The organism is Novipirellula methanifontis (genome assembly GCF_052161655.1).
Taxonomy (GTDB): domain Bacteria; phylum Planctomycetota; class Planctomycetia; order Pirellulales; family Pirellulaceae; genus Novipirellula.
In genome coordinates this window covers 5,499,898-5,513,300 of record NZ_CP197418.1, presented here as the reverse complement: position 1 = coordinate 5,513,300, position 13,403 = coordinate 5,499,898, and the positions used below count along the sequence as shown (strand labels likewise).

Here is a 13,403-nt window from a genome sequence, read left to right as displayed (position 1 = left end):
TTGCGTGTCCAAGTTGGCTCGGGCAATTACCTTCAGAACAACAAAATCAGAGAGACCTCAGGTCGTCAAAAGAATGATCATCGATTAAAATCAGAGCAAAGCCATTGTGTTTGGCTCCTACCTGTTCTATTTCCCGCCTGAAGGTGAATCATGAGTCGTCTTTTTTCGCTTGCGTTTATTGTTGCTGCCCTTGCTGTCACGGGATGCTCTTCGTCCGAATCCACCAACATTTTGGACGGTGAGGATCAAGCAGCGATTGACGCGTACGATGCACAAGCCGCAGAGAACGAAAAAGCATTGAACGGTTATGAGGGAGTTGAAAAGTAACCCCTGCTGAATACTTTAAGATTAAAACGAAACAACCTCGAACCATGTTTGGTTCGAGGTTGTTTTTATTTGAACTAGAATCATCGCGAGAGAAGTCGCCGGAGTTTCACCGGCGTCTTCTATACACCCGACATTCTTAGAATTCGCTGTTAATCACTTCCTTGGAAGCCCGTGTGCCGAGTGACCCCCAAAGTCCAAACGGGCTTTGTGCACCGACTTGGTTCTTATCCGCAGCGGTACCGCCGAGATAAACAACGGGGTTCTGGGAATTTCCGGCTTCCATTGAATCAGTGACAAACTTGACCGCTCCATCGCCCATCAACACGTGCACACCACCTTGATGTCGGCTCGAAGGGGTGGCAATCAAGTCACCGTGCCCTGCACCACCAGCAGCATCGGTACAGACGGCTGAGTTCGGCGGCAGGATCGTGTGTACCTGTCCATAAACTGGCATCGCATCGTACCAGTGGAAACCGCGTCCCCAGTTCGAGTTTGTGCCGATCGTGGCGATCCAAAATTGAGGTCGTTCGGGATCAAGTGATGCCTGCATGAATGATGGGTTTTTATGACAATTTTGGCGTTCACCCGTAACACCAACTCCGCCGCTGGTAGGCAACGAGGTGCGGGAGTCTTTGTCGCCAAGATCCGTTGCGATTTCACCAGCCATGATAGTGTTGGCCAATCCGTCCAACGTGTCCCGGAACTTCATGTTCTTGGTTAGGACAAACATTCCGCGATGTGCTGCGTTGGAATGCTGTGCCGTGCTCGAGTTTGGCGTGTAGGGTAGCGTCACACTCGAATCATCAGCTTGTTCATTGACATTCAAATACGGATCACGCGATCGATACGATGAATCGCCGGTACATGCGGCATAGTTCGTGCGTCCCAACGAAGGCAATCCCGTTCCCGGGTCACTTGGGCAACGAAACGCCGCGAGTTCGGTCACATAAGGAAGGTAATTCCGCTCATCGGGACGAGGTCCCATTGCTTGCCATGGTGGCGATTTAGCGGATCCGTTGCTGTTAATCGCAAGCGGATTGCTGATCTGTTCCCACAACGCTTGCTGTTCGATGAACGGCACAATCCCAACCAACATGTTCAAACGGTGATTCGAACATCCCGTCGCCGTCGGGGTCGTTGGCGAAGGTTGATCCCAAAGATCTCGTCCGCCAACTACATACGTACCAGTACCAAGGACCGGTAGTTGATTGTAGGCAGAGTGGTAATTGTGGATTGCCAAGCCAATTTGCTTGAAGTTGTTGCTGCAACTCATGCGGCGTGCAGCCTCACGAGCAGCCTGCACGGCGGGCAGCAGTAGCCCGACCAATACGCCAATAATAGCGATAACTACGAGTAGCTCGACCAGTGTAAATGCGGCAGACCGCCGCCGTAGTGATTGACTCAAAACATTTCTCCAACGATGGAAATGGGAAGGAATGCAATACGAAAACGCAATGCAAAAAAGGTGGTGGGGGGGGAAGGTAGGATGCAGAGGAAAACGCCGTCCCCGCAATCGTAGTCTAGCGTGAATCTGTTCACCGGTAAACCGATTAACTTGAAAAACTCTATAGAGCGGTCTGGGCGTCTCTCTAAAGGGGGTGTGTCTTGGCCGTTGCAAACGTTCATCAAACGGCAGAATACTGCGTATGCGTGAAGTTAACGGAGATTTGTGATCTGGAAGCCAACGTAGCAATCGGGGGTAAGTCTATAGAGTGTTGCCACAGGGTGACGGTTTTACCAACTCCTGCCAAACTCACCCCCCTGACCTGGTGCTCACAACCCGGAACATGAGCGGGTGAGCAAGTCGTTGGTTTCCGTCGAATACGTTTCGGATTAAATATTGTCAATGCTTTGACCCGGGATGGCGTCGGTACTGGGGGGACCATGCCGCTGGGGGGACCATGCCGCTGGGGGGCCTCGCCGCCGTAGGGTTTGCGGACTCTGGGGGGACGCTCTGCACGGTTGCTGCCAAGCAATTGACTTGGCATGACATTTATTTGTCCGCCTGTCCAGCGCATGGTAAATTGGTGCTGCGGACACTGCGATTTGCACGACGCGGAAAATGCTGGCCGTTATATTTCGAAACCAGATTTTTCATCCATTGGATTCCAGAATGCGTTTTCAGAGCCCTCACGGCCGTCGGGACGCGATGAAACACATCGCGATCACGGGGGCCGGTCTGGCGTTGTCCCATTCGGCGGCCTATTCGGACGAACCAAATCGATCCGCGAACCGATTGGATCGTGATCAGAAGGACCAGGGCGAGACATCGCTGAACCAGTCGCTCACGAAAAAGGGAATCGGCGGCAAAGGCAGTTTGTGCGAGCTCACGAACGCGGGTTGGTACTACAACTGGTATTGGCATCCTAGCCCTGGAAAGATCGATGCCGAGTTCGTTCCCATGATCAAAGGGAAATCCGATGCAAATGACAAAAGCTTCGCTAAGATCGCAAAGCTCAAAAAGTCTCACCAAATTTCGCACCTGCTTGGCTTCAACGAACCTGACAGTGAAAAGCAAGGCAATACGTCCGTCGATCGAGCGATCCAGCTGTGGCCGCAACTGATGGCAACGCAACTGCGGCTCGGAAGTCCGGCGGTGACCGACAATCGTCGTGGTCGAGAATGGTTTGACGCGTTTATGGCCAAGTCCGCGGCAAAACAGTATCGCATCGACTTTGTCGCCGTTCATCGTTATCCGAACATCAACGGCCCCAACAGTATCAAGCCGTTTCTAAATTCACTCTACCAGGTCTACCAGAAGTATCGCTTGCCGATCTGGATCACCGAATTTGCTGGTCTCAATTTCGGCAGTAAGGATCGTAAGATGTCGGCGGCAACGAATCTGTGGTTCATGCGGCAAGTGCTGCCGATCCTCGAGCAACTTCCGTATGTCGAGCGATACGCATGGTTTTCCAGTGGCCCAAAAGAAAACTCGTCTCTGTACATTCAAAACCAACCCGGCCAGCTAAATACGCTCGGGAAATTTTATCGGAGCATCGGAACATGAACTCTCAATTTCGTTGGATTGTGGTGGTGGCCACCTCGTTGTTTTGCGGCATTGGCGTGGCACAAGCTCAGACAAGCGCCAAGTTGCCTGAGCCAACCCAGTCCGACGTGCGTTACGGAAATCATCCAAAGCAGAGATTGTATTTCTGGCAAGCAGAATCGGACTCGCCGACTCCGTTGGTTTTCTATATCCATGGCGGTGGATGGCGTGGCGGTGATCCAATGGACAAGAATTTGATGGGCATCTTGCCATCGTTGCTCGAACACAAAATCTCGATTGTGTCGGTTCAATATCGCTACATCCAGGACGCCGTGGCGGCGGGCGTCAAGCCACCTGTAAAAGCCCCATCCGACGATGCGGCACGGGCGTTACAGTTTGTTCGTAGCAAGGCGGCTGAGTGGAACATCGACCCGGAACGGATCGGAGCCTGTGGCGGTTCGGCTGGTGCTTGCACGAGTTTGTGGTTGGCGTTGCACGATGATTTGGCGGACCCCAACAGTCCCGATCCGGTGGCACGAGAGTCGACTCGATTGTTCTGTGCCGCGACGATCCGCCCCCAAACGACGTTGGATCCAAAACAGATGAAGGAATGGACGCCCAATAGTAAGTACGGCAGCCACGCATTTGGCATTTTCAAGCCTGGCTCGGATAAGTTCGAGTTGGACTTCGACGCCTTCCTCGCCCAGCGAGATTCAATCACCGACTGGATCGCGGAATACTCGCCCTATGCGTTGGTATCCAGTGACGATCCACCGATCTATATGTTCTATAGCAACACGCCTGCTATCGGCCAGCGGCAAGGCGACCCCACTCACACGTCCAACTTTGGCTTGAAACTACATGAACTTCTGCAGTCCAAGAATGTTGAAAGCGAGTTGTTTTACCCGAGTGTCGCGAACCCAAAACACCGAAGCGTTCAAGAATATTTGATCGATCGTTTGACGCGTCAGTAAGAGGGTATCCGAAAAGGGGGCTGACCCTTTGTAAGCGTGTCGTGTTAGTTGAGTTTTTTGCCTCGCCGGAGAGGGTCAGACCCCTTTTCGGATACCCTCTAAATTTCAGGCCTAGTCCGAACGGGATTACCCGACCAGTTCCTGAATGACTTGGCCGCCGAACTGACTGAGTTGTTTGTGTCGTCCTGCGTGGTAGTACGTCAGTTTGTTGTCATCGAGCCCGAGCAAATGCAGAATCGTGACGTGGACGTCACGGATATGATGCACGCACTCGACAGCTTCGCCGCCGATTTCATCCGTCGCTCCAATCGTATGTCCGGCCCGCGTGCCGCCACCGGCAAACCACATTGTCATCGCTTTGGCGTTATGGTCTCGTCCGTAACTTTGGTTTCCGCCACGCAGACCGTTGTCCGGCGTCCTGCCGAATTCGCCACACCAGATAACGAGTGTGTCTTTGAGCATGTCACGCTGTTTCAGGTCACGAAGCAGTGCTGCGATTGGCTGGTCGACAGCGTGGATCAGAGCCCCGTGCGCCTTGGCGATGTAGTCATGACTGTCCCAGTTTCCCGCATAGGCCTGGACAAATCGCACCCCCTTTTCAACGAGTCGACGGGCGAGCAGGCACTTCTGTCCAAACGCTTCCGTCTTGGGATCTCCAATTCCGTATGCATCAAGCGTGGCTTTGCTTTCGCCCTCCAGATCAAGCAGACCTGGCACTTCGGTCTGCATTCGATACGCAAGCTCGTAGGACTGCATGCGAGCATCGAGGTCGCTGCGATCGCCTCGTGTTTGGGCGTGCTGTTGATTCAGCGTGCTCAATAGATCTAGATTCCGCCGAGTTCGCTCGCGAGAGATCCCCTGTGGGGAGTTCAAATCGAGTATCGGACTTCCCTCGGGGCGAAGCGGCGTACCCTGGTATATTGCGGGCAGAAAACCGTTGGACCAATTCCCGGCGCCTCCCTGGGGATAACTTGTCCGCGGCAGCACCACGAACCCAGGCAGGTTTTCGTTTTCACTTCCCAGCCCGTAGTTCACCCACGAGCCGATGGCCGGATCGCCACCGAAGCGGTTCCCGGTGTTGACGTGATAACAAGCGGTCGGGTGATTCACTGATTCGACCTGACAACCACGGTAGAAGCAAATGTCGTCAGCAAGTTCCTGCAGGTGGTGCCACTGCGTTGACATGTCGGCTCCACTGTCGCCGGCTTTGATGAAGTCGAATGGCGATTTGACAAAGTAACGTTCGCCAGAGGACATCGCACTTTCCTGATCACCGCTACGATGAAATTTCTGAAGGTGCCGCTTCGATAGTTCCGGCTTTGGATCGAACGTGTCGATGTGCGAAGGTCCCCCCTCCATCATCAGAAAGATGCAACGTTTGGCTCTCGCGTTGTGATGAATCCCGTCCGCGGCCTGAAGCATCGACGATAGAGCGACAGACCCGAGGCCAGCACCTAGGCCGAATAGTGCCTCGCGTCGTGACGGCATGGCAAACAGATTTCGTTGCTTCATGACTAGTCCAAATATGAAAATTCATTTGAGTTAAACAGCACAAGACAGATGTGAGACAAACCTCGTGTTCGTGCATCGACATCGCTACGTTGCAAATCGGGAATATACGACTCGTACGCAGGCAGGTGCTCAATAAAGGTGTAGGGTTCTCCGGTCTTCTCTGCCATCACCGTTCGTTCGATGACTGTCTGGATCTCGAGAGGTTTCGGATGCAGTTTTTCTTCTTCTGCTGTAGCAATCCTCCATTCGGCGAGACAGGCCTCGGTCTCTGTGTCGGTCGCAGGCCGACCGAAGGTTAGCATGAAGGCGCTTCGTAGAATGTCTTTGTCGCTGCCGCCTTGCCGCACTAACCTGGCTGCGAGCGCTATCGAGCGATCGTGTACTTCTTCCGCATTCAGCATCGTCAGTGCCTGGGGGGCAATCGTTGACGTTTCCCTTCGTTCGCAAGAGTCATCCAGCCCTGGTTGGTTGAACGTTTCCAAAAACGGATCACGCAAGCCGCGAAGTCTTTCCGCATAGAGACTTCTGCGATTGCGTTGATCGGGCAAGGGGTATGGTTCGTAAGCGGACGCCGTGTTCCCCATGATCTGAAGCGGCTGGACGGCAACATCTGGATTGATATCAGGACGAGCCGGGATTCCGCCTAACGCGTCATTCAATTCACCGCTGACAAGCAGCATCGCGTCACGCAATTCTTCGGCATCCAACCGCCGCGGCAGAAACGATGCGTAAAGCTGATTCCGAGGGTCAAGCGTTGCCAATTTTTCCGGTTCCGGATGTTGCGAACTTCGGCGATAAGCGTCCGAAGTAATGATCAGTTGATTGAGCTTCTTAATGGACCAACCGTTTTCCATGAACCGCTGTGCGAGAAAACCAAGCATTTCGGGGTGAGAAGGCACTCCGCCCGTTCCACCAAAGTTGTTCGGGTTACCGGCGATGCCTTTTCCAAAGTGCCACGACCAAACTCGGTTGACGATGACGCGGGCAGTCAGCGGATTTTTTGGATCGGCGATCCAGTTGGCGAGAGCAAGTCGGCGTTTGCCCTCTCCGGTTGGGAACGCCTTGACGTCCATCTCACCCAGCACTTTGGCAGCGCTGAGTGCGCCGGGAACAACCGCGTCTCCCGGCGAGTAGACACTGCCACCGGTATAAATCACATCGGGATCGAAATAGCCTTTTCCCCAGCGGTCTTTGGGAATGGTCCAGCGACTCTTGGCATTCTTGATCGCAATTGTCTTTCCCGTATAGACCGAGTGCGCGAATGGTAACGTTCGATCTTTCTCGATTTCATGACGACTGATGTTTTTGCGAATGCGGGATTGCGACGCTTCGTCTCCTGGATCGAGACCGTTGTCACCGACCTTGGCCGCCCCTTGCTCTACCTTCTGAAGCGTGGCCATTTTTGCAGTAAGCTCCTTCATATCCGCATTGTAGTACGCCAGCTTTTGCTGGACCCATTCATTCGCGGAGTCAAAGTTGGATTGGGACTCGGACCGCAGGAACGGAGCGTGACGCTCCGCAAACTGCGTCGTCGAAAACACAGCCATCATTCCGTAATAGTCGCGTGTCGGCACGGGATCGAATTTGTGATCATGACACTTCGCACACTGCATCGCGTGGGCAAGGAAAGTTTGCCCGACCGAGTCCGTCACGTCGTCGAGCCAGAACTGTCTCATCTCCTTAAAGACAGACATCCCTGTCAGCTCCCACGGACCCATTCGCAGAAAACCGGTGGCAATCAGGTATTCCGAATTCTCAGGATCGATCTCGTCGCCTGCGATCTGTTCTTTCACAAATTGATCAAATGGTTTGTCATCATTAAATGACCGCACGACGTAGTCACGATACCGCCAGGCATTGGGACGCGCGTAGTCGTTAGCGTATCCTGACGAGTCTGCATACCGAGTCACGTCCAGCCAGTGCTGCCCGAAACGCTCGCCATAATGTGGCGACGCCATAAGTTTCCTGCCAAAATCTTCAACGGCCTGTTGCGGATCCCTTTCATAGGCAGCGACAAATTCGCGGATTGCCTGTGGTTTGGGTGGCAGTCCGGTCAGACCAAAACTCATCCGCCGCACCATTGCTGTCGCCGGAGCGTCGCCAGCTGACGGCAACTCGGCCGCGGCCAGTTTGCGATTGATAAACCAGTCGACGGGATGTTCGTCTTTGGGCACCTCTGCCACTTTCAACGGTCGATAAGCCCAAAGCTTTTCCGATTCATAGCGACGATTCTGCCAATCTTCTGAAAGGGCCTTCGAGGTGAGCACCCGCTCGCCGTCGGCGTGTTGTTTTTGAATCCGTGCAATTTGATCGTCACTGGGCCATGGGGCGCCGGCGTTGATCCAGTCACGTATCCACCAAGTCTGTTCTTCGCTCAGCCGGTCAGCCAATTTGGGCGGCATCTCGAAACCCTGTTCCGCGTGCGCGACGACGCGATACAAAAGACTAGCTTCGCCCTCCCCTGATACAACGACGTCCTCTGCAAATGACTCGCCGCCTTTCAGCATCGACTCACGCGTGCGAATATCAAAGTCGCCGCCTAAGTCTGTCGGATCGTCACCGTGGCACGCGGCACATTTCGCAGCCAGCAACGGTTGCACTTTAAGTGCAAAGAGCTGTTCGCCATCGGTGAGCTCATCCGCATAAAGCACGGTGTTTGCTGCAAAGACGTAAACACAGAACGACACCAACGCCTTTGTGGAGTAACGTCTAACGGAGAATAAAAAGTGATCGGTAAGTCTCAATAAATGCATCGCTCTCCCGCCGAAATAGTCCGTCACGCCTGAATACATCTGTCTAGCACGTTTGGGAACGCTTGTCGCCAGACCCTGCCGCTTGCAATCGTCATTATACAGGGCGAACAAGAACAGGTGACTTTGCACGAGTGGCGAGCCGCCGCTTGATAAAACGTTCGATTTCGACGGGGCGGCTTGCGGGCTGTTGATTTAATCAAAATGCAAGTCGCATTAGTGAGCCGTGGGCCGTAAGGCACCGGGTAATGCGTGGAACCCGGCCGCTCACGCGCGAGCGGCTCACTATATCAACAAGCCGCTTGCGCCGCACCGCTACAAAAGCCACCCGTTAAGTGCGAAAGTAGATGGCCCGTGGCTAACGCCGTCGGCTCACAAATACGAGGAAAACGAAAAATAAGATAGTCGATTAATCGTCGCCGGCTCGTTAAGTCCAAACCAAGCGGGCGTGAGTCGTCGTGAATTTCAGGTTCAACCCGTCCGCTTCCAATCAACGCCCCGGCGCCGTCGGTCGCCCAGACTCCACGATGTCCATGTAATCCTTGAACATCCGGTCCGCGACTTCCTTGAATTCAGGATTCTTCAACAGGTCGTTGTCCTCGTGGGGGTCGTCTTTCAGGTTGTAAAGCGATTTCGGTTCAAATGCTGTCCGCTTGAAATTGCTTTGAATGATCAACTTCCACGGCATCTTCCTCAGCATCAGCTCTTGCTTGGATCCCGCCTGATTAATGAAATAGTCTCGCTGACGAAATTCTCCGTTTGCGGTCAGCAGCGGCAGCAGATTGTTGGAATCTTGAGCCTGACCGTCGGGAATGGATGTCCCAACGAGTGAGGCAAACGTTGCCACCATGTCCTGGTTGACCGCCAGTTCATCGGTAATGCCCGGCTTGATATGTCCTGGCCAAACCGCGAACAATGGAACGCGATGCCCTCCTTCGAGAGGCGAGTTTTTGCTGCCTCTCCAGCCACCGCCTGGGTCGTATCCGAGCTTGCTGGCCTTGCCATCGCCCAAACCGCCGTTGTCGGAAGTGAACACAATCAGCGTGTTGTCAAACTGCCCAGCCGCTTTCAGCGCATCGACAATCCGCTTCACCTGCAAGTCCAGCTCGATGACCATGTCCAGGTGCGGCGTTGGCATGCTGCCCTTGATCTTCTTGCCATCGAACTCGGCGGGCGGACAGTGAGGCAGATGTACCGCGGATGTGCAGTAGTAGAGGAAGAACGGCTTGTCATCAGCTGCACTTGTCTTGATGAACTCCACCGCCTTTGCGGACAGTTTATCGCCAAGTTCACGAGCATCCCAGTTCGAATCGCCCAAGCCCGGTCCCTTGTCGCTGACGTCTTTGGGGTTCTTTGCTGTGTCCTTGTTGAAGTAAACGATCTTGGAATCCTTGGACCACGGGGACCAAACCTCGTTTTCGTAAAGCAGGTACAGCGGGCCTTGCACGCCACACGGGGTGGTAAAGTCATAGTCGAACCCGCAGTATTTCGGGCCGCTCCCCGCCCAACGCGTCACATCCACCTTGCCGATCAGGTCTCCGTCTTTCGCACCGCGATAGATTTCGTCGCTGCTCGGGACATGAAAGTCGCCGCCCATGTGCCACTTACCAATGAAGCCGGTCTGATAGCCTGCATCGCGAACCACCGTCCCGAGCGTGGCTTCTCCTTTCTTGAATGCTGTCGGCGCGAAAGTACTCCAGACGCCCGCCGGCGCGTAGGAGCGATAATTGTTGTTCCCGCTCATCATGGCATAACGCGTCGGTGCACAGAGGGCGGTGGCCGAGTGACCGTCGGTAAACCAGAGCCCCTGAGCTGCCAGGGCATCGATCGCCGGCGTCTTGACGAATGGTTCCTTGTGTTGAACGTTCAGTGCATGGAAGCTGACATCGCCCAGCCCAACATCATCGGCCATGATCAACACGATATTCGGTTTAGCAGCACTAGCGTGCCGTGCCGTGCCGAGCAGGAACACGCACGCCGCGGCGCCCACGATGATTTGTCTGATGGAAAATTTCATGAGCGGACCTTTAAAAATATCGTAGAACAGTTGTCCGCAACTGTTTCACTCGGACAGGCACAGTTGAGACAACCGTGCAACTCTAAAAACAAATGATTCCGAATCATTTATTCCTTGGCGTTCTTCGTTTTCGTTTTCTTGTTCTTTGATCCTTTGACTTTAACGCCGGTCATGTCAGCCCACTTCTGCCAGGCTTGGGCTAGCCGCTGAGTCGTTTCGGGTTGCGTGGCAGCAAGATCGTTGGTTTCGGTGCGGTCGACGGAAAGGTCATACAATTCCCATTTTCCGATCAGCGAATCCCAAACGACCTTGGTGTTTCCTTCGCGGTAGGCGCGGTTGCCGCTCCATTCCCACGCATAGAAATCATGGTCCTCGCGTTGCTCTCCCTTGAAAATGGGAAGCAGCGACGTCCCTTCGAGCGGGAGAATCTTTTCGCCTTGGTAGGTTTCAGGGTAGTCGGTCTCGGCGACTTCGATGAAGGTCGCCATGAAGTCGATAATGTGCCCGGGTTGCTCGGTAATCGTGTTGGCTTGGATATGGCCGGGCCACCATGCGATCATCGGGGTGTTGGCACCGCCTTCGTTCGTCCAGCTCTTGTAGCGACGGAAGGGCGCGTTCTGAACCCAACCCCAAGCGGGGCCGACGGCAACGTAATCGTCGGCAGGGCCTGCGTGGCGTTTGTTGGGATCGCGACCGCCGGGTTCCTCTGAACAGCCGCCATTGTCCGAGAGAAAGCAGATCAGGGTGTTGTCATCGACTTTCAGCTCGCTCAGGGTGTGCATCAGGCGACCGATGTTTTGATCAATGCTATCCACCATGGCTGCGTAAACAGCCATTCGCTGGTCTTCGAATTCATGATTGGCGGTTTCCCATGAATAGGAACGCGAGTCTTCGCCGGAGAGTTTGTATCGCTGCGGGTCGAGTAGTCCCATCGCGATTTGGCGTTGATAACGTTGCTCGCGCAGTTTGTCCCAGCCCATCATGTATTTGCCTTTGTATTTCGCAATGTCATCAGGCTTGGCGTGTAGCGGGTAGTGGGGCGCGGTGTAGGTGATGTGTTGGAAGAATGGCTTGTCGGGATGCTCCGTGACGTTGCGAGAGATGGTTTCAATGGCGTGATTAGTGAAGGCATCCGTCGAGTAGAAATCGGCGGGAAACGTCTTGATAAGTTGATCGTTCTGCCCGAAGGGGCGTGTCACACCCCCTTTGTAGTCAGGGTCTGGTATCGCGGGGTCAAAGTGATTGCTGCAGCCCGCAAGCAGGCCGTAATAATCTTCGAAGCCGCGTTTGTGGGGATGGTTGTCGGGGCCGTTCCCCAGATGCCACTTCCCAGAAAGGGCGGTCGCATAGCCTGCCTCCTTCAGGACTTCGCCAAACGTGACCATATTCTTCTTGAGCAGTCCGCCGTCGCGTCGCGGCCAAAGACCGGTAACGAGCGACGCTCGCGTGGTGGTGCATTTCGCGTTGTTATAGAACTGCGTGAAACGCATTCCCTCGCCAGCAAGCCGATCCAGGTTGGGTGTTTCAATTTCGCTCCCGTAACAACCAATGTCACTCCAGCCCATATCGTCGACCATGATCAGGATGATATTTGGTCTTTCAGCAGCAGCGATTGAAACGCAGAACGACAGGCTACTGATTAGCAGTATGCCCATAAATTTCATCATCACGAGTCTCCTTTTAACAATGACAACCGGGCGAAATGACACAGTATCGCTCTGGCCTTTGAATATGTTTTGAAAGGCGAACGCAAGGAGGAACAAACACAGATAGTCGACGACAATGTCCTCCAATGTTTTCATCTGCATGCATCTGCGTTCATCTGTGGTTACTCACGTTTGTCGATCACTGAACGAACGACACGTTTGTATTCAAGCTTTCCGTGATTGAAGTTAATCAACAGGCCGACGATTACATTCGCGACCTTCGAGTCGTTGAGCGTCTTGCCGATAGTGTTTTCGTTGTTCGGTGGTTTGCATTTCGACGAATAACCGCATTTGGCAGCGGGAACATTCGCAGCATGATTAGGACGAGACGTAGAAACGGACAGTTGACGATCCGAAAATTCTCGTGGGACCGCATCAATCTAGCACAATCAAGCTACCTGGAGGTGCCACCATTAAATTTGAGTCGCGAACCGACACCCGCATGCCAACTAGTCGTGCCAGTTTGGCATCCGCACTTGCATGCTAGTTATTGCAAATGAGAACGCTCAATTGGCATGCATTATGCATGCATTTTCCAACATCCTTCCTCAAAATGGGAGAACCGAAAAATGCCAGTCACATTGGAGAATACAAAAACAAAATCGAAAACCTCTTTACGTCCTGATCTAAAAGAGGATCGCCGCCACTCGGAACTCGTGCCACGTCTGCGCCGTGATCAATCGCCCGATCATCGACGTGCCCGGCGTCGCGCAGGTCAGCCGACGAGACGTCGGTCGGTTGTCGCTCCCCAAAAGCAGGCTGCGGACGAGACACGACTCCGACGCCGATACCAGCCGCAGAGCGAATACCAGCCGCGGAATTATTATGGACCGAGAGAACGTAGGAAACCATCGAGCCTTCAACGTTTTTTCCGCCAGTTCACGCTGGAAAAGAGTTTTACGCTGATTGGATTCGCAACCGGGATATTAGCTCTCATCTTGTTCTCGATCGACCTTGCATTTGCGTGGCCGTTAAAGAGGGCGAGTATCACATTCGACGTGACGTTCGCGTTGTCCGGAGTCGTGATGATTCTGATGTGCTGGAACGTCGCGAAAGACCAAATCCGTGGTCGCGACCGGATCCCCGACCGAATTGGCCCCAAGCTGTTGTAATTGCCGCCACTCCCGATTC

Annotated in this window: 9 protein-coding genes; 4 read left to right on the top strand and 5 right to left on the bottom strand. The window is 53.9% G+C overall.

Annotated elements, in window-relative coordinates; genetic code table 11:
* Positions 1–150 precede the first annotated feature (150 nt).
* On the top strand, positions 151–327 hold the full coding sequence (locus tag SH528x_RS20090) for a hypothetical protein (protein WP_442505237.1): 177 nt from the start codon (positions 151–153) through the stop codon (positions 325–327).
* 136 nt (positions 328–463) lie between these two features.
* Here SH528x_RS20090 and SH528x_RS20085 read toward each other — a convergent pair whose 3' ends face one another.
* Positions 464–1,732 carry a DUF1559 family PulG-like putative transporter gene (locus SH528x_RS20085; RefSeq protein WP_442505236.1) on the bottom strand — a complete coding sequence of 423 codons (1,269 nt, stop codon included), beginning with the start codon at positions 1,730–1,732 and terminating at the stop codon, positions 464–466.
* A gap of 708 nt (positions 1,733–2,440) precedes the next feature.
* Here SH528x_RS20085 and SH528x_RS20080 point away from each other — a divergent pair.
* Together SH528x_RS20080 and SH528x_RS20075 are read left to right on the top strand one after the other, a co-directional pair.
* Positions 2,441–3,334, top strand: coding sequence for a glycosyl hydrolase (locus SH528x_RS20080; protein WP_442505235.1), 894 nt, complete (start codon positions 2,441–2,443; stop codon positions 3,332–3,334).
* Positions 3,331–4,287, top strand: a complete 957-nt coding sequence (locus SH528x_RS20075; protein ID WP_442505234.1) for an alpha/beta hydrolase — start codon at positions 3,331–3,333, stop codon at positions 4,285–4,287. Before SH528x_RS20080 ends, SH528x_RS20075 begins: the two co-directional genes overlap by 4 nt.
* Before the next feature lie 126 nt (positions 4,288–4,413).
* Here the strand turns inward: SH528x_RS20075 and SH528x_RS20070 are convergent, their stop codons facing one another.
* The 4 genes from SH528x_RS20070 to SH528x_RS20055 form a co-directional block, all read right to left on the bottom strand.
* On the bottom strand, positions 4,414–5,799 hold the full coding sequence (locus tag SH528x_RS20070; protein WP_442505233.1) for a DUF1501 domain-containing protein: 1,386 nt from the start codon (positions 5,797–5,799) through the stop codon (positions 4,414–4,416).
* 2 nt (positions 5,800–5,801) lie between these two features.
* Complete coding sequence (locus tag SH528x_RS20065) at positions 5,802–8,486, bottom strand: PSD1 and planctomycete cytochrome C domain-containing protein (RefSeq protein ID WP_442505232.1); 2,685 nt, start codon at positions 8,484–8,486, stop codon at positions 5,802–5,804.
* Positions 8,487–9,039: 553 nt separating this feature from the next.
* Positions 9,040–10,566, bottom strand: a complete 1,527-nt coding sequence (locus SH528x_RS20060; RefSeq protein ID WP_442505231.1) for a sulfatase family protein — start codon at positions 10,564–10,566, stop codon at positions 9,040–9,042.
* 107 nt (positions 10,567–10,673) lie between these two features.
* Positions 10,674–12,233 (bottom strand): arylsulfatase, encoded by a 1,560-nt coding sequence (locus SH528x_RS20055; RefSeq protein ID WP_442505230.1) that lies wholly within the window; start codon positions 12,231–12,233, stop codon positions 10,674–10,676.
* A gap of 608 nt (positions 12,234–12,841) precedes the next feature.
* On the opposite strand from SH528x_RS20055, the gene SH528x_RS20050 reads away from it, so the two are divergent.
* On the top strand, positions 12,842–13,384 hold the full coding sequence (locus tag SH528x_RS20050) for a hypothetical protein (RefSeq protein WP_442505229.1): 543 nt from the start codon (positions 12,842–12,844) through the stop codon (positions 13,382–13,384).
* Positions 13,385–13,403 lie beyond the last annotated feature (19 nt).